The organism is Streptomyces sp. NPDC058464 (assembly GCF_042721035.1).
Taxonomy (GTDB): Bacteria; Actinomycetota; Actinomycetes; order Streptomycetales; family Streptomycetaceae; genus Streptomyces.
Genome location: NZ_JBHXMA010000001.1, coordinates 386,431 through 405,663, shown reverse-complemented (window position 1 = coordinate 405,663; position 19,233 = coordinate 386,431). Strand labels below are relative to the sequence as shown.

General features: G+C 70.4%; 31 protein-coding genes. 23 read left to right on the top strand and 8 right to left on the bottom strand.

Annotated elements, in window-relative coordinates:
• Window positions 1-101 precede the first annotated feature (101 nt).
• Together ACFWPQ_RS02210 and ACFWPQ_RS02205 are read right to left on the bottom strand one after the other, a co-directional pair.
• Window positions 102-1,454, bottom strand: a complete 1,353-nt coding sequence (locus ACFWPQ_RS02210; protein ID WP_384029034.1) for a nucleobase:cation symporter-2 family protein — start codon at window positions 1,452-1,454, stop codon at window positions 102-104.
• Between the two features lie 120 nt (window positions 1,455-1,574).
• Entirely contained in the window at window positions 1,575-2,918 is a 1,344-nt protein-coding gene (locus ACFWPQ_RS02205; RefSeq protein WP_384029032.1) for an FAD-dependent oxidoreductase, read from the bottom strand.
• A gap of 186 nt (window positions 2,919-3,104) precedes the next feature.
• Here ACFWPQ_RS02205 and ACFWPQ_RS02200 point away from each other — a divergent pair, with 186 nt between their 5' ends.
• Window positions 3,105-3,590, top strand: a complete 486-nt coding sequence (locus ACFWPQ_RS02200; protein WP_384029030.1) for a DUF6214 family protein — start codon at window positions 3,105-3,107, stop codon at window positions 3,588-3,590.
• An 8-nt stretch (window positions 3,591-3,598) separates the two neighbouring features.
• On the opposite strand, the gene ACFWPQ_RS02195 is transcribed toward ACFWPQ_RS02200, so the two are convergent.
• From ACFWPQ_RS02195 to ACFWPQ_RS02170, 6 genes are all read right to left on the bottom strand, one after another.
• Window positions 3,599-4,285, bottom strand: a complete 687-nt coding sequence (locus tag ACFWPQ_RS02195) for a TetR/AcrR family transcriptional regulator (protein WP_384029028.1) — start codon at window positions 4,283-4,285, stop codon at window positions 3,599-3,601.
• Window positions 4,286-4,421: 136 nt separating this feature from the next.
• The gene (locus ACFWPQ_RS02190) at window positions 4,422-5,144 is read right to left on the bottom strand and encodes an HAD family hydrolase (RefSeq protein WP_384029026.1); all 723 of its coding nucleotides are present in this window, start codon (window positions 5,142-5,144) and stop codon (window positions 4,422-4,424) included.
• A 36-nt stretch (window positions 5,145-5,180) separates the two neighbouring features.
• On the bottom strand, window positions 5,181-5,852 hold the full coding sequence (locus ACFWPQ_RS02185; RefSeq protein ID WP_384029024.1) for a phosphatase PAP2 family protein: 672 nt from the start codon (window positions 5,850-5,852) through the stop codon (window positions 5,181-5,183).
• 56 nt (window positions 5,853-5,908) lie between these two features.
• Window positions 5,909-6,844 carry a M56 family metallopeptidase gene (locus ACFWPQ_RS02180; protein WP_384029022.1) on the bottom strand — a complete coding sequence of 312 codons (936 nt, stop codon included), beginning with the start codon at window positions 6,842-6,844 and terminating at the stop codon, window positions 5,909-5,911.
• 160 nt (window positions 6,845-7,004) lie between these two features.
• Window positions 7,005-8,342, bottom strand: coding sequence for an integrase (locus ACFWPQ_RS02175; protein ID WP_384029020.1), 1,338 nt, complete (start codon window positions 8,340-8,342; stop codon window positions 7,005-7,007).
• Between the two features lie 428 nt (window positions 8,343-8,770).
• Entirely contained in the window at window positions 8,771-9,184 is a 414-nt protein-coding gene (locus tag ACFWPQ_RS02170; protein WP_384029018.1) for a hypothetical protein, read from the bottom strand.
• Window positions 9,185-9,381: 197 nt separating this feature from the next.
• Here ACFWPQ_RS02170 and ACFWPQ_RS02165 point away from each other — a divergent pair, with 197 nt between their 5' ends.
• The 22 genes from ACFWPQ_RS02165 (at window position 9,382) to ACFWPQ_RS02060 (ending at window position 19,144) form a co-directional block, all read left to right on the top strand.
• Window positions 9,382-9,636, top strand: a complete 255-nt coding sequence (locus ACFWPQ_RS02165; RefSeq protein ID WP_384029016.1) for a helix-turn-helix domain-containing protein — start codon at window positions 9,382-9,384, stop codon at window positions 9,634-9,636.
• Between the two features lies 1 nt (window position 9,637).
• Complete coding sequence (locus ACFWPQ_RS02160; RefSeq protein ID WP_384029014.1) at window positions 9,638-9,976, top strand: hypothetical protein; 339 nt, start codon at window positions 9,638-9,640, stop codon at window positions 9,974-9,976.
• Window positions 9,977-10,229: 253 nt separating this feature from the next.
• Entirely contained in the window at window positions 10,230-10,982 is a 753-nt protein-coding gene (locus tag ACFWPQ_RS02155; protein ID WP_384029013.1) for a DNA replication protein DnaD, read from the top strand.
• Window positions 10,979-11,416 carry a hypothetical protein gene (locus tag ACFWPQ_RS02150; RefSeq protein WP_384029011.1) on the top strand — a complete coding sequence of 146 codons (438 nt, stop codon included), beginning with the start codon at window positions 10,979-10,981 and terminating at the stop codon, window positions 11,414-11,416. Before ACFWPQ_RS02155 ends, ACFWPQ_RS02150 begins: the two co-directional genes overlap by 4 nt.
• Window positions 11,413-11,988 (top strand): hypothetical protein, encoded by a 576-nt coding sequence (locus ACFWPQ_RS02145; RefSeq protein WP_384029009.1) that lies wholly within the window; start codon window positions 11,413-11,415, stop codon window positions 11,986-11,988. Before ACFWPQ_RS02150 ends, ACFWPQ_RS02145 begins: the two co-directional genes overlap by 4 nt.
• The gene (locus ACFWPQ_RS02140; protein ID WP_384029007.1) at window positions 11,988-12,206 is read left to right on the top strand and encodes a hypothetical protein; all 219 of its coding nucleotides are present in this window, start codon (window positions 11,988-11,990) and stop codon (window positions 12,204-12,206) included. Before ACFWPQ_RS02145 ends, ACFWPQ_RS02140 begins: the two co-directional genes overlap by 1 nt.
• Window positions 12,203-12,715: a hypothetical protein gene (locus ACFWPQ_RS02135; protein WP_384029005.1), complete on the top strand. Its 513-nt coding sequence runs from the start codon at window positions 12,203-12,205 to the stop codon at window positions 12,713-12,715. The genes ACFWPQ_RS02140 and ACFWPQ_RS02135 overlap by 4 nt, the downstream gene beginning before the upstream one ends.
• Window positions 12,715-12,906, top strand: a complete 192-nt coding sequence (locus ACFWPQ_RS02130) for a hypothetical protein (protein WP_384029003.1) — start codon at window positions 12,715-12,717, stop codon at window positions 12,904-12,906. The genes ACFWPQ_RS02135 and ACFWPQ_RS02130 overlap by 1 nt, the downstream gene beginning before the upstream one ends.
• Window positions 12,903-13,517 (top strand): hypothetical protein, encoded by a 615-nt coding sequence (locus ACFWPQ_RS02125; RefSeq protein WP_384029001.1) that lies wholly within the window; start codon window positions 12,903-12,905, stop codon window positions 13,515-13,517. Before ACFWPQ_RS02130 ends, ACFWPQ_RS02125 begins: the two co-directional genes overlap by 4 nt.
• Window positions 13,514-13,978 (top strand): hypothetical protein, encoded by a 465-nt coding sequence (locus ACFWPQ_RS02120; protein WP_384028999.1) that lies wholly within the window; start codon window positions 13,514-13,516, stop codon window positions 13,976-13,978. The genes ACFWPQ_RS02125 and ACFWPQ_RS02120 overlap by 4 nt, the downstream gene beginning before the upstream one ends.
• Window positions 13,978-14,202, top strand: a complete 225-nt coding sequence (locus tag ACFWPQ_RS02115; protein ID WP_384028997.1) for a hypothetical protein — start codon at window positions 13,978-13,980, stop codon at window positions 14,200-14,202. The genes ACFWPQ_RS02120 and ACFWPQ_RS02115 overlap by 1 nt, the downstream gene beginning before the upstream one ends.
• Window positions 14,199-14,357, top strand: coding sequence for a hypothetical protein (locus ACFWPQ_RS02110; protein ID WP_384028995.1), 159 nt, complete (start codon window positions 14,199-14,201; stop codon window positions 14,355-14,357). Before ACFWPQ_RS02115 ends, ACFWPQ_RS02110 begins: the two co-directional genes overlap by 4 nt.
• Entirely contained in the window at window positions 14,357-14,563 is a 207-nt protein-coding gene (locus ACFWPQ_RS02105) for a hypothetical protein (RefSeq protein WP_384028993.1), read from the top strand. The genes ACFWPQ_RS02110 and ACFWPQ_RS02105 overlap by 1 nt, the downstream gene beginning before the upstream one ends.
• The gene (locus tag ACFWPQ_RS02100) at window positions 14,563-14,736 is read left to right on the top strand and encodes a hypothetical protein (RefSeq protein ID WP_384028991.1); all 174 of its coding nucleotides are present in this window, start codon (window positions 14,563-14,565) and stop codon (window positions 14,734-14,736) included. Before ACFWPQ_RS02105 ends, ACFWPQ_RS02100 begins: the two co-directional genes overlap by 1 nt.
• A complete protein-coding gene (locus ACFWPQ_RS02095) occupies window positions 14,736-15,035 on the top strand; it encodes a hypothetical protein (RefSeq protein WP_384028989.1) in 300 nt (99 codons plus the stop codon). Before ACFWPQ_RS02100 ends, ACFWPQ_RS02095 begins: the two co-directional genes overlap by 1 nt.
• Window positions 15,035-15,268 (top strand): hypothetical protein, encoded by a 234-nt coding sequence (locus tag ACFWPQ_RS02090; protein ID WP_384028987.1) that lies wholly within the window; start codon window positions 15,035-15,037, stop codon window positions 15,266-15,268. The genes ACFWPQ_RS02095 and ACFWPQ_RS02090 overlap by 1 nt, the downstream gene beginning before the upstream one ends.
• Window positions 15,265-15,720, top strand: coding sequence for a hypothetical protein (locus tag ACFWPQ_RS02085; protein ID WP_384028985.1), 456 nt, complete (start codon window positions 15,265-15,267; stop codon window positions 15,718-15,720). The genes ACFWPQ_RS02090 and ACFWPQ_RS02085 overlap by 4 nt, the downstream gene beginning before the upstream one ends.
• 111 nt (window positions 15,721-15,831) lie before the next feature.
• On the top strand, window positions 15,832-16,371 hold the full coding sequence (locus ACFWPQ_RS02080; RefSeq protein WP_384028984.1) for a hypothetical protein: 540 nt from the start codon (window positions 15,832-15,834) through the stop codon (window positions 16,369-16,371).
• A 130-nt stretch (window positions 16,372-16,501) separates the two neighbouring features.
• On the top strand, window positions 16,502-16,792 hold the full coding sequence (locus ACFWPQ_RS02075) for a hypothetical protein (protein WP_384028982.1): 291 nt from the start codon (window positions 16,502-16,504) through the stop codon (window positions 16,790-16,792).
• Window positions 16,789-17,637, top strand: coding sequence for a PD-(D/E)XK nuclease-like domain-containing protein (locus tag ACFWPQ_RS02070; RefSeq protein WP_384028980.1), 849 nt, complete (start codon window positions 16,789-16,791; stop codon window positions 17,635-17,637). Before ACFWPQ_RS02075 ends, ACFWPQ_RS02070 begins: the two co-directional genes overlap by 4 nt.
• A complete protein-coding gene (locus ACFWPQ_RS02065) occupies window positions 17,634-18,509 on the top strand; it encodes a hypothetical protein (protein ID WP_384028978.1) in 876 nt (291 codons plus the stop codon). Before ACFWPQ_RS02070 ends, ACFWPQ_RS02065 begins: the two co-directional genes overlap by 4 nt.
• Window positions 18,506-19,144 (top strand): hypothetical protein, encoded by a 639-nt coding sequence (locus tag ACFWPQ_RS02060; RefSeq protein WP_384028976.1) that lies wholly within the window; start codon window positions 18,506-18,508, stop codon window positions 19,142-19,144. Before ACFWPQ_RS02065 ends, ACFWPQ_RS02060 begins: the two co-directional genes overlap by 4 nt.
• The last annotated feature ends 89 nt before the right edge of the window (window positions 19,145-19,233 follow it).

The following is a 19,233-nucleotide window of genomic DNA, read 5'->3' as shown; positions in this document are numbered from 1 at the left end:
CGCGGTCCGTCAGCGCCCCGTAGGGGCGCGGGGAACTGCGCGACCAGCCACAAGGCGCCGCAGCCGAATGACAGCCCATCGCGGCACTCCCAGCGGAGCGCCTAGGCGGACTCCGCCCCGCTGGGCACGGCCCCCGGCGCCGAATCCGCCCGCGCCGGCAGGTGGTTGAAGAGCAGGTTCAGCACGATCGCCGTCAGGCACCCCGCGCTGATGCCGCTGTTCATCACCGTCTGGAACCAGTCGGGGAACTTCTCGTAGACCGTCGGCACACCCACCGGCAGCATGCCGACCGCCACCGAGACGGCCACCACCGTCAGGTTGTTGTTGCCGTGGAAGTCGACGGACGCGAGGGTCCGCAGGCCGCTCGCCGCGACCGTGCCGAACATCACCAGTCCCGCGCCGCCCAGTACCGGGGCCGGAATCGCCGCGACCACCGCGCCGAGCTTCGGCAGCAGACCGAGCAGCACCAGGATGCCGCCGGCCGCCGCGACCACCCAGCGGCTGCGCACCCGGGTCATGCCTACCAGACCCACGTTCTGCGCGAACGCCGTGTAGGGGAAGGTGTTGAAGACACCGCCGAGGACGGTCGAGAGGCCGTCGGCGCGCAGGCCGTCGGCGAGGGAGCCCGGCTCGACCTTCCGGCCGGTCAGCTCGCCGACCGCGATCAGGTCACCTGTCGTCTCGGTCATCGTGACCAGGGCCACCACCAGCATGGAGACGATCGCCGAGGCCTTGAACGTCGGCGCCCCGAAGTGGAACGGCGTGCTGATGCCCAGCCAGTCCGCGTCCCCGACCCCACTGAAGTCCGTGAACCCGAAGGGCACCGCCACCGCCAGGCCCACCGCGATGCCGACCAGGACCGCGATGCGGGCGAGGTAGGCGGGCGCGAACCGCTGCACGCCGAGCACCACCGCGAGCACGAAGGCCGCCAGCGCCAGGTTCTTCGGCTCCCCGAAGTCCTTCGCACCGACGCCGCCCGCCGCCCAGTTGCCCGCCACCGGCAGCAGCGAGACCCCGATGATCAGGATCACCGTGCCGGTGACCAGCGGCGGGAAGAAGCGCAGCAGTCTCCCGAAGACGGGCGCGAGCAGCATGATCGCCAGACCCGCCACGATCACCGAGCCGTAAATGGCGGGGAGTCCGCCGCCCGTCGTACCGATGAGGACCATCGGCGAGACCGCCGCGAACGTGCAGCCCTGCATGATCGGCAGCCGCACGCCGAAGCGCCAGAAGCCGACACACTGGATGAGCGTCGCGATGCCGCACACCAGCAGGTCGGCGGTGATCAGATACGCCAGGTCGGCGGGCGACAGCTTCATCGCGCCGCCCACGATCAGCGGAACGGCGACCGCGCCCGCGTACATCGCGAGCACGTGCTGGAGGCCGAACGCGGCCAACTGCCGTACGGGTGGGACCTCGTCGACGGGATGGACGGAGGCGCTGGTGGTGGCCATGAGGACTCCAGAGCGGGGACGACATCCGGACAGCACGAGACGGTAAGCGGCTTGAACAGTTTGTTGATTTCCGACTCGTTGCCGATACGTGTCATGCCCACCCGATCGCGGGTGATTCCGCTACGCCCCCGATCGCGCCGCCGTGAGCAGGGAGTTCCAGTCGGCCAGCTTGACCACGCTCCGGCCGAGCCGCGCGCCGAGCGCCGCCTCGGCCTGCTCGATCGCCTGCCACCCCGTCCACGGGACCGGCTCGATGCCCGCCGAGCGCAGCGCGGCGACCGGGTCCTCCGGCACCTCCCTGCGCAGCAGCACGGGCGCGTCCGCCAGGAGGGAGGTCACCGTCTCCTTGGCGTCCGGCCGGTTGGTGCCGATGACACCGGTCGGGCCGCGCTTGATCCAGCCGGCCACGTAGTCGCCGGGCGGGCCGAAGCAGCCCTGCAGGACCCGGCCCGCCTCGTGCGGCACGGTGCCGCTCTCCTCGTCGAACGGGAGCCCGTCCAGCGGCACTCCGCGATAACCGACCGACCGCAGCACCAACTGCGCCTCGACGGTCTCGTACTGCCCGGTGCCCCGCACCCTGCCGCGCGCGTCGATCTCCGTGCGCTCGAAGAGCACCGCGCCCACCCGCCCGCCGTCGGCGAGGAGTTCGACCGGGCGCAGGAAGAAACGCAGCCAGATGCTGCGCTCCGCACCCCGGCCGCCGGCGCCGCCCCAGCCGCGCAGCACCTCCACGTTGCGGCGCTGGGCGGCAGGCAGCGCGGAGGGGTCGGCATAGGCGGGGTCGAGCGCCAACTCATCAGGGTCCAACAGGACTTCGGTGCCCGGCAGAGCGCCCAGCTCGCGCAGTTCCTTGGTGGTGAAGCGGGCCTGGGACGGGCCGCGCCGGCCCACCACGTGGACGTCTCTTATCCGGCTCGCCGCGAGCTCGGTCAGGGCGGCCTGCGGCATGTCGGTGGGGCTCAGCTCCGCCACCCCCCGGGCCAGCATCCGCGCCACGTCCACCGCGACGTTGCCGACCCCGATGACCACCGCCGACCGGGCGTCCCGCACGAACCCGGCGTCGATCGCGTCCGGATGCGCGCTGTACCAGGACACGAACTCGGTCGCCGACCAGCTGCCCGGCAGCTCCTCGCCGGGAATCCCGAGCCGCCGGTCGGTGGCGGCGCCCACGCAGTACACCACCGCGTGGTACAGCTCCCGCAGCCGCTCCACCGGCAGCCCGCCCGGGCCGCCGACCCGGACCCCGCCGAGGAACCGCACCCGCTCGTGCTCCAGGACGGTCCGCAGGTTCCCCTGCAGCGACTTGATCTTCTCGTGGTCGGGGGCGACGCCGTACCGCACCAGTCCGTACGGGCACGGCAACCGGTCCAGTACGTCCACGAGCACGGTGGGATCGAGCTGGACGAGGTTCTGGGCGGTGTAGCACCCGCTCGGCCCGGAGCCGACGACGGCGACACGCAACACGGGGGGACTCCTTGCCCGAGGGGCTGGTGCCTTCAGCATCCCACCGGCCCGGCCGACTCGACAGGGGCCGCTGGGGTGACGCGGACGCGTGTCCCGGAGCCCGGAGTGTGATCATGAGGTTACGTTGCGTATGTGCTAGAAGCATCGTTTCTTAATCTTTCCGATCGGCGTGCGGAGGACGGCACGGTGTCCGTGTCGCCTGCCTGGGAGGTGCAGGAGCACGCGGGAGCCACCTCGTGGTTCCAGGTCCGGCTGGCCTTCGAGGACGGCGCGCGGGTCGACGCGCTCGCCGTGGTGGCCGAGGGGCGGGTCTCCATCGAGGACGTCAAGGCGTGGCCCGCGCTCTCCCTGGCCGATCTGACGGTGCTCGCCGACTGGATCGAGGAACCGCTGTGCCGGGCGTGCGGGATGGAGTCGTACGCCGACGAGGAGCCCGAGGCGGCGGACGAGGGCGATGACCTTGGCGGTTCGCGGCGCGCCCGGCCCGCCTGGCCGCGGGGGATCGAGGGGAGGTGGCTGGTCGCCCAGGAGTACCGGGCCGCGCAGGAGGAGGGCCTCGACCCGGTCCTCGCGGTGATGTGCGCGACCGGGCACAGCCGCCGGCGGTCGCTCCGGCTCATCGCCCAGGCGCGTGACGCGGGCTTCCTGACGCCGCGTCATGTCCGTCGCTGAACGGCCGGCTAGTCGGCTCGGGAACCGGGCCCCGGCTCGGGTCCGGTCCGGTCCTCGGTCGCGAAGAACCGGGACAGGTCCCGCCGTTCGGCCGTCGGCGCGGACTCCGGAGGCAGGCCCAGTTCCGAGTCGAGCCCGTACCGCTCGAACAGCTCAGCCCGCAGCTCCGGGATCGGCATCGGCACGCCGGGCACCAGCGCCGCGTACACCGCCCCCATCAGCACCGCCCGCAGCATCGGGTAGTCGGCCTCGACATGGGTCGAGCCGTACCGGGCGACGGTGTCGCCGAGCAGCTCCGACAGCCGGCGCTGCTCGGGGCACTGCACGAAGCCCTCGCCCTGGAGCAGGCCCGCCATGTGCTGGCGCATCAGCACCGGCCGGTCGTGCGCGAGCCCCAGGATCGCGTCTATGGCCCGGGCGAGGCGCTCCCGTCCGTCCTCGGTGTGCGGCTCGTGCTCCAGCGCCTCCTCCAGCGTGCGGTGCATCAGCCGGTGCACGGCGGACTGCACCAGCTGGCGCTTGCCGGGGAAGTAGTACGACACCAGCCCGCGCGCCGATCCCGCCCGGTCCGCGATGGCGCCCAGCGTGGTCGCTTCGAAGCCGTGCTCGTCGACCAGCTCCACCGCGGCCTGCAGCAGCCGCTCACGGGAACGTCTGCGCAATTCTTCATTGACCGAGGCGCTGCGCGGGGACATGCTGGAACTCCTGCGTTGACTGGCTGCCAGCCAACTATAATCGACGCAGTGGGCACCGCCCTGCGCGGGGCCTGTTCTGTGCTGCCGTCCGTCCGGGGCGACACGGGGGAGCGTCTCGGGCGGACGGCGCGACAGGTCAGGCCTGGGTGGGCGTGGCCGGTCGGCGGGCCGCGCCCACCAGGTCCAGGACCGGCAGCAGTGCGTCCGGCCGTTCGGCCACCGGCAGATGGTCCACGAAGTGCACCCGGCAGCCGAGCGCCGCCGCCCCGCCGTCGGCGGGCCTGCTGTCCCCGACCATCACCGTCTCGCCCGGCTCGGCCCCGAGCGCCTCCAGCGCCACCGTGAACAGCCGCGGATCCGGCTTCTGGACACCGTGTTCGTACGACAGGACGTAGGCGTCCACGTAGGCGTCCAGCCCGTGCTCGCGGAAGACCGGGCGCAGGTCCCAGCCGATGTTGCTGACCACGCCGACCCCGACCCCGTGCTCGCGCAGCGTGCGCAGCACCGGGGCGGCGTCCGGGTACGGTGTCCAGGCATGCGGGGCCATGTGCCGCTCGTACAGCGCGTCGTGCAGGGCCGGGTCCGGCAGCGCCACCCGCCGGGACAGGCCCGTGTACGCGGCCCGGTGCAGCTCCGCGCTCTCGTCCCGCACCGCCCACACCTCCGACAGCTCCTCGGGAAGTGCGACCGGGAAGGCCCCGCCGGGCTGCGCCCCGGCCACCTCCAGCGCTCGCGCGGCCTCCGCCAACTCGGCCTCGCCGAGCGGTACTCCGGCCTCGGCGAGCACCGCCCGCAGCCAGGATTCGGTGGACTCGATACGGAAGAGGGTCCCGGAGAAGTCGAAGAGCACGGCAGTCATGTGCCGGACTCTACCGACGGCCGGGTACGGCGCGGATCAGGGGCGAGGGTGCCTGCGGGCGCCGCGCTCCCCCTCGTACACCAGCACCGCCAGCGCCACCACCAGGGCCCCGAGCAGCCAGCCGCCGAGTACGTCCGAAGGCCAGTGGACGCCGAGCCACACCCGGGTCAGGCCCACGCCCACGACCGAGAGTACGGCCGCGACCAGGGCGGTACGCCATATCGCGCGACCGGTGCCGCAGCGGTGCAGGAGCCACAGCAGCAGGCCGCAGACCACCGTGGCCGTCATGGTGTGCCCGGAGGGGAACGCGGCGTAGTGGGCGGAGTCGACCGGGTCGGGCCACACCGGGCGCGGTCGGCCGACGGCGGCCTTGAGGGACTGCTGGGCAAGCGTCCCGAGCGCGCAGGTCAGGGTCAGCCACAGGGCGGTCCGCCACGCCGAGTGCCGCCACACCAGCCACACCGCGACCGCCGCGCACAGCAGGCGCATGGTCAGCGGGTCCCATACCCAGTCCGTCAGAATGCGCAGCACCCGCGTGGTGTCGTGGTCCGCCACGGCCCAGCGGTGGGTGGCGCCGGCGATGTCCTCGTCCACCGCGACCAGAGGGGGCCACTCGCCTGCGACGAGGGCGAGCAGCAGCGCCGAGGAGAGCGCGAGAACGGCGGTCGCCAGAAGGGGGGCAGGACGGTCGCTGGGTGGGGGGCGCATGACGTGATCTTTGCCGAATCATTGCCCGCAGGGCAATTCCCGTGACGAGTACGGCTTTACCCGAGGGCGCGCAGGCTCGGTACGAGCGCCACCAGCACCGGGATCACCGGGACCAGGGCGGCCGTCGCGGTCAGCCGCAGCCGGTGCCGGGCGGGGAGGCGGTCCGGGGCCGTGAGCAACCGGTCCACCCGCTGCGGGACATGGGCGTGCGGGGTCGCTCCCGGGCCGAACACGCCCCGGTCCTCGTTGAGTTCGACCAGGGCGAGTGCGGTGGTGAGGCGGCCGTGGCGCCGGGAGGCCATGTCGTCGGCGGCCAGTTCGACCAGCCGGTGCATCTCGTCGCGGAACGCGGCGAACACCGGGATCTGCGGGAACCCGCCCGCGAGCGCGGCCGAGCAGTGCAGCAGCCAGTCGTGCCGGGCCTGTGCGTGGCCCTGCTCGTGGGCGAGGACCGCGTCCAGCCGGCGCCCCTTCAGGCGGCGCAACGCGGCCGTGGTGACGACGAGTCGGGGCGCCGCACCCGGCAGCCACCAGGCCTCCGGACGGTCGCCCTCAAGCACGACGAGCCGGCCGTCGGCCGGTTCCTCGCCGGGCAACAGGGGCGCGCGGTCCAGGAGTTCGGCCCGGCGCCGGCTGCGTCCGGCCCTGGCCCGCAGGATCTCCCGCACCAGCATCGCCCCGCTCCACAGCCCGGCGCAGGCGAGGGCCACCGCGGTCGCGGCCGCCCACGGGCCGGTCGTACCGAGGGCGTAGGCGTCCACCACCCCGCTCGGGGCGGTCGCGAACACCTGCCCGCGCACCGCCTGCCAGGCCGCCGCGGCGCTCAGCGTCATCGACAGCGCGCAGCACAGCAGGACGGCCGCCACCACGCACTGCCACACCCACAGGGCGACCACCGGCTCCCGGTCCGTCCAGTCGGCCCGGGCGAGCCGCCGGGGGCCGACCACGGCGGTCAGGGCGCCTAGCAGCAACAGTGCCACGGGGACCATCATGGCCAGCACCCTATGAGCGGTGGACCGTTCACGGGTACAGGCCATTACGCCAAAGTGACGCAGGCAACGTTTGCGCCACACGTGCCGTCACCGCCTCACAACGCCAGCAGCATCGCCACCATGCCGATCCCCGGGCCCTCTTCCTTGGCCTGACCAGCACCTACCGACCCACTGATGCCCCATCTGGGAGAGTAATGGGAAACGGCGGAGCCCACCAGATCCCCATCGCCCAGAACGCTTCCCAGCGCTCCTGGAGCGCTTCCGTGATGCGCAGCTCCATGGACGGAGTGAGGTTGCTGTAGAGGCCCTCCACGCCGGCGACCTCGTGGCCCATGCGGGTCTCCATGGCCACGCGCGAGTGCCCGTCCTCCTCCAGCCACTCGCGATGCCCGTGCCGCAACAGGTAGATCCGCTTGCCCTGCATCTCTTCCACGCCATGGATCTGGCGCCGCCTGTAGTCACGGCGGGCTGTCCGTTCGGGCGCACCGTCCCGGATGGGCGCCCAGTAGGCCTCATGCCACTGCGTACTCATCTGGGCGCCGTCAAGCGCAGGGAACATCCAGGGGGAGTCGTGAGAAGCCAGAAGGGCCGCATGCATGTCATGAAGGAAGGGCGGTACGACCAGCGTCCGATGCGAGTCGTACTTCGGCGACACCTGACTGCGGACGCCGCCCTCGTACTGAGACTGGAACTGCACGCGCAGCGCCGGCATCGCATCCGGCCCGTAACGCCCATGCATGGCTTCTCGCTGTTCGCGGTCAGGGTCGCTGGCCGGCCACGTGGGAGACGCGAACTCGCGGCGCAGCCCCCACATCTCGCCGGGGGGTCTCATCCCCGTGAAGCCCAGGGTCCACATGTAGGCCCATCCGGTGAAGCCCCACACGTGGTAGGCGTTCGTGGCCAGCTGGTGCAGCACCTCCATGCGCAGGGGGCGCTTCACCTCTCTCTTCTTCTTCCGGTAGCGACCGCGTCTGCGCTGCACGATGACTGGGGACTCGTTGCGGAGCTTGTACTTGACGACCGCGTCCGTCATCAGCAGCCCGAAGAGACTGGTCAGCTGGTCCACGTAGTGGTGGGAGATCTCACCCTTGAGGGAAGCGGCCTGAAGATCTTTCTTCCAGGCTTCGTACTCCCACGTCGTGATGTCGCCGACGGGCCGCTCGCCCCAGTAGGGCACGATCCGGGCGCGGAGCCTGGAGCGGTAGCGGCCGACGGATGTGTCCCGGAGGTCCTGTGCGTCGAGCCACATCCAGCAGTAGTCCTGCATCAGTGTCTTGGCGCTGGCTCGCGGGATGTGGGTGCCGTGACGGACTTCGTGCTCGCGGTCGAGCCCGTAGTTGTAGGCCTCTTCCTCGTCCTCGAAGGGGACGCCCGGCTCGGGACCGCTGGCAGACTCGTACTTCTTGCGCCGGGTCGCTTTGCCGTCGGAGCCGACACAGTAGGCGCCGCCCCACCATTTGACGCGGATGTTGCCGCCGCGGACCTCTACATACGGCATGGAGCCCCCTGGGTTGTTCGAGGCCGCGGCGCCCGGCAGGTACCCCTACCGCCGGGTCTCCGCGCCGTTGCTCAGGTGCCGAGCGGGCAGGATCGGCATCCTTCGCAGTCTCCTCCTGCGCGTCTCACGATCTCTCGCATCGAGCTACGTGCTTGCTCGCTTGTTTCGATCTCGGGAGGCGCCACACAGATCATCTTCCCACTGACGATGGCGGCCCATCCGGCGAACTCGGGACTGACATCGACTATGGACAGAGTGCTCCGCATACCTGGTCCCCCTTATCGGGTCTTACGGGGAACCCCCAAGGCGTAGTCATGACTCTGCCATGCCTGCGGCCGGTTGGGACCGGATGGGGCCAAAGTAACGGGGGCGAAATCGGTTACACGACCATGAAAGCAAAAGGTTGTACGCCGATTGAGTGAACTTCCCTAGATCACGCCGCGCTCGTGGAGCTCTTTGAGTACGCGCTCGTTGAGGTCGAGGATCTGGTCGGCCGTCAGATCGCCCTTGATGCCGAGGGCGGCGCTGTTGACGGAGTCGCCGACATGTCGCCGGAGCTCTTCCTTGGGGATGATCGCGACGGCGCTGTCTTCGGCCGCCGGTGTGGAGTCGAGAGTGATGGGGTCCTTGCCGTCGAGGACGCGCCCGCAGCTTCCGAGGGCCCACTGAAGGGCGCGCTCGATCCTGGTGTACGTGGTGTCTTGGACGTTCTTGGCCGCTTCGACCCGCTTCCAGGTGTCCTTGCTCATGCTGGCGCGCTTGGCGGCCGGCTCGACGCCCAACCCGAGTTCGAGGCGTCGCTCGGCGACGAGCTTCGCGAGGCGTTCCAGGTTCGTACCCATGAGGCACATCCTGCCAGGACCCGCTAGGACCAGCCAGGAGTGGGGCGCAACAGGCCGGAACGTGCCGGGTTGATAGCTCAAAGTGAGCGGTCGCAGTCGCACCCGTAAGCCTCAGGCCACAGCATCACGTGCAGTTAGCGGCTAAAACCCGCTAGGAAGCGCTAGACAGCACCGCTAACTGCCGCTAGGTTCTAGGCATGGAACAACCCCCGACCACCTTCCAGGTGAAAGGGGCGGAAATCCGCAAGCTCCGCATGCAGGCAGGGCTGAGCACCGTCGAGCTGGCCCAGAAAGCGCAGATCAGCAGGCGCTACCTCGGCCACCTCGAAACCGGATACCGCACCCGCATGAGACCAGGTCCCTACCAGCGGCTCCGCACAGCACTCGGCCTGCCGGCCGGCTCCGAACAGATCCTCCAGACACCCCCGCAAGACCCCCTAGAGAAGAGGTGACATGTCCCCCCGCAGGCCCACCCCCACCCCCCAGGGCTACTACCGGGTCGAAACGGCCGTCGTGCAACTCGGCCTCGCCAAGGACGAGAAGGACACCACTGGCCGCCGCTGGCTCCGTGACGGCGCCAACCGCGAAAAGGACGACCCCCGCGGCAAGCCGTTCCCCCACAGCCGCCTCAACGGACTCCTCGTCTTCAGCGACGCCGACCTGGCGGAGATCTACAACATGCACCGCAACGCGCCGAGCCGGCGCGGGCGCCAGCGCGGCAGCCGGGTCATCGGCCGCACGGTCATCGCCCCGGACGAGCAGACCGGCAGCGACCTCCAGTCCGTCGCCTGAGCCAGCAGCCGCCCCTGAACGAAAGCGGGGCCGCCCCGGACGCGCATCCGGAACAGCCCCTCGACTCACCACTGCATCACAAGAAAGCGAGTGGCAAGCCTTGAACGACATCATCCCATCGAGCGGGCAGTCCCCGTTCGACGCCATCCGCCGCATCCGACCAGACGGTTCCGAGTACTGGACCGCTCGCGATGTGCAGCCTCTCATGGGTTACCCGCGGTGGCAGGACTTCCAAAGGCCGATGGAGCGGGCGATGGCCACAGCCCGGAACACCGGCATGGCCATCGAGGACCACTTCAGGGGATCCCCTGAAAACCCCTCTGGCCGCAGCGGCAGGCCGCGCAAGGACTTCGAGTTCTCCCGTGACGCCGCCTACCTCGTGGCGATGAACGGCGACCCGAACAAGCCCGAGGTCGCTGCCGCACAGGTGTACTTCGCTCGCAAGACCCGTGAGGCAGAACTCGCCCAGCAGGCTGGTCACCTGGTCCCGACGTCGTTCGCGGACGCTCTGGAGCTCGCCGCCCGTCAGGCCCGTGAGCTGGAGACGGTCCGTAGCGAGAATGCCGAGTTGGTGGCGACGAACGCGAAGCTGTCTCCGAAGGCTCGTGTCGCTGATCAGTACGAGGCGAACCCGGGGATCACGCCGACGGTGTTCCACAAGATGCACTTCCCGCAGGTTGGGGAGCGGGACTTCTTCGAGCACCTGTACCGCAAGGACTACCTGATCGACCAGCGGAACACTCGCTGGGACGAGCGGAAGCAGGAGTGGAAGGACGGCCCGGAGCACTCGCACCCGACGGCCAAGGGCAAGCGCTACTTCTACCTCCAGTCGCGCCTGGACAAGAACAAGGTGCGCCGTCAGCAGACCCTCGTGATCCCGGGGGACGCGGAGCACGACCTCGTGGCCGCCCTGGAGCGGGACGGGCTGCCGTCGAAGAACCGGCCGGCTCTGCCGGGGTCGGTGGTGCGGATGCCGCAGCAGCGTCGGATCGGCGGTGTCCGATGAGTGCTTCTCCGGTCGAGATGCCGGGTCGCACGATCCCGGTGCCCCTGTCCGTGGCCCCGTTGCCGGATGCGGTGAAGGTTCCTGCGCTGTCGCAGCAGGCGCGCGGGTACATCGACGGTCTGCGTGCGCTGGCGGACTTCTTGGAGTCGGACCCGTCGTTGCGGACGCCGTCTTCTCAGCAGTTGCTGATTCCGCTGATGACGAATGCGGCGGTCGAGGAGTTCGCGGCTGGGCACGGGCTGGCCGTTGAGTACGACGACGAGGGCAACGCGTCCACGGATCTGCCGTTCGGGCCGCTGGCCTACCACGTGTACGGCTACGTCGACTTCGACGAGCACATGGCGCGGGGCCGGGAGCGTCAGGCGCGGGAGTGGGTGGCTTCGCAGGGTCTGGAGCTGCGGCCGGCTGTGGACGGGTCGGAGGTGGCGGCATGAACCTCTCACCGACCGCGCTGGAGGCGTTGCGGGCCGCGCAGCAGGCGTTCTCCACGGCCGAGGCGGACGTCTTCGAGGACGCGCTGGCTCGTGGTCTGGAGGCCGTGGACCGCGAGGGCCGTCTGGTCGGGGCGCACTCCGCTGAGGAGTTGCTGCGCCTGCGGGCTGAGCAGGACCGGATGGCCGCGCTGGAGGCGCTTGTCGCCACGGCGTCGGAGTTCCGTCTGTGGGAGCCGGGTTACGGCTTGTACGTGCGCCAGCGGCCGGGCGGTAAGGGGTTCGCGATCCTGGAGGCGAACCGGACGTCGCGTGGCCGTCGGGCGTGGACGGTGTCGGGTTGGCGGTACGTCGGCCTGCTGGCGGGCGAGGAGTTGTTCTGCTGGCCGGATGCCGAGTCCGCGGTGGCGGAGGCCCGTCGGGTGATGCCGGGGGTTCCGGCGGACGAGATCACTGCAGTGGTTGCGCCGCTGTCCGTCTTGCGTGAGGTCCCTGACGGTGAGCACCGCAAGTGGACGCATCACGACTACCGGCCGGGCATGGGCCGGGACCTGCCTGAGGCGGGTGGTCGGTGATGGCGACCGTTGTTGAGATCACCGCAGCGGGACCTCGTCCGCTGGCCGACCTGGAAATCGACTCCGTCCTTGCCGTCGAGGCGGCTTGGGAGCGTCGTTCTCACGGGCGGAAACCACAGACGATCCCCGAGTACCTGGATGCCGTCGACGCTGTGCATGCCCGCTACGCGCTGCGCCGGGAATGGCTGCGGACCCACCCGCAGGGGGTGGCGTCGTGAGCATCACCAGCATCCTTCCCCGCCTCAGCGGAAACGGCGCCCATCGCATCCACGACGAGAACGGCCGTCTCAAGGCCGCGGTCCGAAAGCTGACCCGCTGGCAGGAGCAGGCCAACGACTACTTCGCCCGGCTCGTCGCTGACCGGGACGACGTGTACGCCTGCTGGCAGGACGAGCGGGACGGCCGGCTGGTCGCCGAGTCTGCTGCTTCCCAGATGCGTTCGGAGCGCGATGAGTGGCGGGACGAGGCGCTCGCCCTGCGCGCCGAGCTGGCCCCGTACAAGGCGGCCGAGGCGAACGCGAACCGGGTTGATGTGCCGCCGATGGTGCGCCCGGTTGATGGCCCGGAGGACGAGGCGACTGCGCCGATCGATGTGCGCCCCCTGTGGGAGGCGCTGACGGCGCCGTGCGCCGAGTGCCCGACGCCGGTTCCGGCTGGGACTACCTACTGCTCGGCGCGCTGCCGTAACGCGGCCGACTCCCACGACGACTTGGACGGGGATCTGTGATGAACCACGACCACTGCGAGGACGGGTTCGAGGCGGGATGCCCCGCGTGCGAGCTGAACGAGGTGTCGCTGCAGGACACGGGCCGCTCGTGGGCCGCGCGGGCCATCAAGCACCCGTCGCATGCCGCGACCAGCCGCCACTTCAAGGCCAACCCGCTGCCCGGCCAGCGGTCCGAGGGTGATGCCGCATGAGCGCCTACCCCGAGACCGCGGCCCGGTTCGCCCGGGACACCGGACAGCACCAGCTGACCGTCAAGCACGAGGACGGCCTGTACAGGCACCTCCGCTTCTCCAGCACGGAGCCCAACGGGCACACCCCGTTCGAGCTGATCACTTGGCCGTTCAACCTGGTCGTCAAGGCCGGGTGGACGTTCCACTTCGACATCGACGCGACCGAGGACATGTTCGTCCTGTTCCGGCGGACCGCGCTCACGGGACGGATCAACCCCGGCTACTGGTCGGAGAAGGTCCGCGCCGGGCGTGACGAGGTCGAGGGGTTCAGCGAGGACTCGTTCGAGCGGCAGGTGAAGCAGTACGTCGTCGAAGCGATCCGTGAGGGCGATGCCCCGCGCGGCATCGGACGCGAGGTCACGCGGGACATCTTCGACTGGGGCGACATCAGCCACGAGGCGGGTGCCCGAGATGAGTTGGCGTCGTTCCGCTACGAGGGCTGGACCTTCGGCGACACGAGCGAGTGGGACTTCTCGGAGTACACGCCGGGGTTCCTGCACTGCTGCTTCGCGATCCGCCGCGGCATCGACCTGTGGGACGCCGCCCGGAAGACGGCGGAGGTGGCCGCATGAACGCCGCTGAGTTCAACGCCCGGTTCGACATCGGCATCCCGGTGTTCGCCTACCCCGGAGCCCGCCGGGAGGACATCCCGTCCGCCCGCCGTCTCGTGACCCGCACCCGTTCGGAGGCGACCCGATTGGGCGGCCACACCGACGTCGTCTGGGTCGACGGGCACAGCGGTTGCATCGCCCTCACCCACATCGACGTGGTGACGGAGGATGAGTGGCAGGCGGCGAAAGCGGCCGAGGAGACCGTGAAGGCGGTCAAGGGCGACTTCTTCCAGCCCGGCCGCACCTACGCGCACGACGTCTACCGCTTCCAGTGCGAGTACCTCGCCAAGCACCCCGTGTACGGCCACACCGACGCCTGGGGCTGGTTCGGCAGGAACGGCGCATGGCGGCACACGTCCTTCGGCCGCAGCCAGTTCGAGGCCCGCGACTGGGCCGACGTCACCGAGGAGGTGGCCGCGTAATGGCTCTCGTCGACGACATCGAGTTCTTCGGCTCCCGCGTGGACGCTGGCGATATCGACCGCGAGGAAGCGGTCCGGCTCCTCGCCGAGGCCAGCGGCGGCGGTCTCACGCTTCGGGGTGCCGCGCAGGCGGTCGACACCTGGCAGGGCGTCCGGGCCCGGTTCCTGAAGATCCACGCGGAGACCGAGGAGTTGCTACGACGGCTGGGCGGTGAGTCCCGGTGACGCGCCCGATCTCCGACCTGGACGTGCCGCTGACGGTGCTGCGGCAGCAGATCCGCGCCCTCATCGCCCGGCAGCGCGCCGACGCCTCCGCCACACGACTCCGGGCATTCCTCGCCCCCACCACCCCGAACACCACGCACCAGGAGGCGAAGTGATGCACTTCGATGCCGACCCCGCCCTCGCCGCAGTCATCGAGCACGTCCGCAGGGTGCACGCGCCGGTCGGCCACGCCATGGCCGAAGGCCGCGACGTGAGCATCCGCGACCTCGGCGCCCTCGCCGGCGCGGTCGGCGTACTCCTCGATGCGATCGACGCCCGGCGTACCCCGCCGCCGGCCCGGCCGCTCGCGGCGGTGGCGTGATGGCCTCGCCGATCCGTCTCGCCGACATCGTCGAAGACGCGCTGATCCGCGTCTACGTGGAGGCTCACCGCGAGTTCGGCCCGGACGAGCGCGCATGGCTGCCGGGTCAGGTCCGCGAGTACGAACTGCGCCTCGACGCCGCCCGCATGGACCCCGAAGCGGCGGTGGCCTGATGAGCATCCTCGACCTGCCGCCCATGGCCGACAACGCCACCCCGGTGATCCTGCCGGGCCTGCTGTCCGGCCTCGGTATCACCCGCCGGCAGGTTCCCTCGTGGATCACGGACCCGGACACCCGCGAGTCGATCGCGATCGGCGAGTACGAGATCGACGACGACCTCGCTGTCCGCGACACCCCCACCCTCGCGCAGATCAAGAAGAAGATCACCGGCCGTCTCTGCTTCTACGTCCTCGTCTACCAGGCCCGCATCGCCGAACTCGAACAGCGGATCTCCGCAGCCGAGGACGACTGATGGGCCGCCGGGACGTCGACCAGCACTCCTTCGGTGACGTCCGGATCGACCCGAAGACGCACCAGGCGGCAGCCCTGCACCTGGCCGACCGGATCGCCGCACAGCACCCCACCCAGTGGGACGACGAACTCCCCGACTACGCGGGCTGGCTCGTCGCCCAAGACCCCACCGTCCGCGCCGCCATGCACGAACTCCTCGACGCCATCGGCTACACCAGCAAGGAGCAGACGTGAGCCTCACCATCCCGTTCACCGGCCGCCGCGACCGGCGCAAGCACCGTGCGGTCGACAAGGTCGCCGAGCTGCGCGCCGAGAACATCCAGCTCCTCACCCGGCAGGCTGCGGCCGACGACTTCTTCGCGATCCTCCTCGACGACGTCACCACCACCAACGCCGCCTGGGGGCAGGAGAAGCAGCGGCGGGCCGCGGCCGAGGCGGAAGTCGACCGGCTTCAGCAGGAACTCGCCGCACGGGACGACGAGATCGAGCAGCTCACCCGCGAACTCGCCCCACACCGGGCCGCCAAGGCGAACGCCAACCGGGTCACCGTGCCGCCCTGGAGCCGACCCGTCGACAGCCCCGAGGACCAGGCGACCGCACCCATCGACGTGAGGCCCCTGTGGGCGGCCCGCGACGCCGGACTCCTCGGGCCCGTCCTCGACCCGGGCTACGCCACCACCCACTGACGGCCGGCTGGCCGGTGGACCTATCCCGGCCGGTCGGCAGCCAAGAAGAAACCCCCGAGCGCGGCAGACGCCCGGGGATCAACGCCAGCATCCCATGGAAGGGACACCCCGATGATCGGTGAAGTCCGCGAGTACACCCTCACCTGCGCCGACGGCCAGGTGTACACGGTGCCGCTCGCGAAGGAGATCGTGCCCGGCCTGCTCGTCTACCGCATCCCCGACGGCATGCACCCGTCCAGCCCGCACCGCTGGCGCATCGGCCACGAAGCGACCGGCCTCGCCGTCGCCGATGCCATGACCCGCGAGGACGCCGTCGGTACCGCCGAGGTGTTCGGGACGCTCGCCGACTGGACTCAGGACCCCGACACTCTGCGCGCCACCGTCAAGGTGGACGACCTGTTCGCGAAGGCGGCCGGCTACTACCCGATCCTGCCCGCCAGCCCCGCGTACAAGATCGGAGGCGACGCGTCTCGGAACGGCATCTACACCGACGCCGACATTGAGGAAGCCGCCCGCGAGGCGAAGGCAGACGGACTGAACGCCTTCGAAGTCCTGATCGCCATGTCGCACACCGTGCCGTGGATGGGGCTCAGCCAGGAGGCGTTCAACGACGCCCACGACCGGATCGTCCGCGCTGCCGGCATCAGCTGACCACCACCTCCCATACCGGCCAAGGCGCTTCCCCCCGTTGCGCGCCGCGGCCATCCCAGGGCCTCGATCCCTGACCACCCCCCCGGCGGGGATCGAGGCCCGCCCACAGACACACCTTCTGGAAGGTCACATGAGCACCGAAAGCACCACAAAGCAGGTTGCGCCTCTGGCGTGCAGTGCCTGCGGAGACGACGGCGGCCCGTTCGCCAAGGACGGGCTGTGCGAGGACTGCACCGACGCCGAGCGGGTCCTGCGCAGTGCTCTGGAAGACGGCGGCTGGCTCGACGAGAAGGCCAGCCAGCTGATGGGCGCCTACGCCGCGGCCGTCCTCGGCCGGACCGCCAACAGGCTCCACGCCATCCCCGGCAACGAGGGCGCCGCCCGCATCGTCGCCCGCGCCGCGAAGGGGATGCGCCGATGACCACCGTCGCCGACGCCCCGAAGGTCGTGGACGGCCTGTCCGCCGAGTCCTACCACGCAGACAAGACGTCGATCTCCTCGTCCGGGCTGCGGGCCCTGCTCAACCCCGGCTGTCCGGCCCAGTTCAAGTACGACCGCGATCACCCGCAGGCGTCGAAGAAGGAGTTCGACCTCGGGCACGCCGCGCACTTGTACGTGCTGGGGGAGGGCCCGGAGCTGGAGGTCGTCGACTTCCCGGACTGGCGGAAGAAGGACGCACAGGTCCAGCGCGACGAGGCCTACTTGGCGGGCAAGGTGCCGCTGCTCACGAAGGACCACGAGATGGTCCTGGAGATGGCGGAGGCGATCCGTCGGCACCCGATCGCCGGCCCGTTGTTCACGCCGGGCACGGGCATTGCCGAGCAGTCGATCTACTGGACCGATCCAGCGACCGGGGTCCGGTGCCGGGTGCGCCCGGACTGGCTGCGGGGCTCGATCGTCGTCGACTACAAGACGATCAAGGATGCGGCGCCAGACACCATCAGCCGCGCCATCAAGGACCGCTCCTACCACCAACAGGACGCCTTCTACATCGACGGAGTCGAGGCGGCCGGACTCGCCCCCGACGGCGCCCGGTTCGTCTTCGTCTTCCAGTCGAAGATCGCCCCCTACCTGATCACGGTCCGCGAACTCACCGACCAGGACCGCGACATCGGCCGCGCCCGCAACGAACGCGCCCTCCGGCTCTACGCCGACTGCGTCGCCAACGACCACTGGCCCGACTGGACCGGCGACGTCACCGAAATCCCCCAGATCGGAATGCCGAGCTGGGACACCCTCCGACAGGCAGAGGAATACCTGAAGTGACCTCGAACGAGATCGCCACCCGCGACGAGCAGCACGCCGTCGCCGTACCCCAGGCCGCCAACCAGCCCCTCGAATCCTCCCTGGAGAAGTGGGCGCGAGAAGCGTCCGCCATCTCCGGCATCGCCAACGCCATCGCCGGAACCTCCCTCGCCGGCGCCTACCGCGGCAAGCGCGACGAGATCGTCGCCGTCGTCCTGGCCGGACACGAGCTCGGCATCCAGCCGATGACGTCCCTGAAGTCGATCGACGTCATCCAGGGGCAGCCCGCCCTCCGCGCCCACGCCATGCGCGGCATCGTCCTCAAGCAGGGCCACGAGGTCGAGCTCGTCGAGTCCGACGACCAGCACTGCGTCATGCGCGGCCGACGCAAGGGTGCCGAGAGCTGGCAGACCGTCGTCTGGGACACGAGGCGGGCCGGACAGATGGGGCTGCTCAACAAGGACCAGTGGAAGAAGCAGCCGAAGACCATGCTCATCGCGAGGGCGACGGGCGAGATCTGCCGGCTGATCGCCGCCGACGCCCTGCACGGCATGCCCTACGTCGCCGAGGAACTCGACGGCTACGTGCACGGCGAGATCGTCCAACCGAAGCAGGCGCCACTGTCCGTCGCCGCACTCACCGCACCCACGCAGCAGCCGGCCGAAGCGCAGACCGCGCCGTCGGACGTCGTCGACGTCGACACGGACGACGAGCACGCCGCAGCCGTCCAGGAGCTCCGTGACTTCGCCGCCGAGCAGGGCATTGCCGCGGACGTCGACCAGCTCGCCTACGAGGCGCTCGGTGCCCCGCTGGAGCACGTCGGCGCGCAGGCCATCCGCGACCTCACCACCAAGCTGCGCACCGCCGCGGCCGAGAAGGCGGGTGCCGCGTGAACGTCGACCACCGCGCCGAAGCACTCCGTCTGCTGGCCGTGGCCCACGGGGACAAGAACACCACCTTCGAAGGCCACAACCCCGAAGCCGACCGCACGCTCGCCGAAGCACAGGTCCACGCCACCCTCGCCCGCGACGAGGAGCAGGCGACCAGGACCGCAGACATGCGTGACGCGCTCCGGCTGCTGCGCCGCAAGGAGTACGACACCCGCAACCTCGTCTCCACGCACATCGCCAAGGCGCTCGCCAGCCGCGACAAGGATCGCTGGAAGGCCGCCATCGAGCTGTCCAAGTCGCTCGACGAGGCCCACTGCAACGTGGACAACCTCGTCTACGCCCGCCTCTCCGACGACGGCTGGGACCCGCGCTCCGCGTACAAGACCCCGGCATCCCTCGTGCCGAGTGACGACCCGTGGTCGGCCACGCCCGACATCACTGCCGACGTTCCCGAGCGAGTTCGCCGAGTTCTCGTCGAGTACCTGGCCGCCGCGCTCCTCAGCAAGGGAGACGCCCAAGGCGTGGGCCAGACCATCACCTTCGCCCTGAAGCACGCGGGCGCCGACCTCACCGGCGACATCGAGAAGCAGATCAGCGACATCGCCCTCGGCCGTGACCCGTCCGACCCGCCCTTCTAGCCCACCCCGTTCGCCGGCCCGGCCCCCCCCGACTGGGCTCCGCGCGGCCCACCCCCCGGTCCCCACCAGCGCTCCCCATCCCAGGCTGA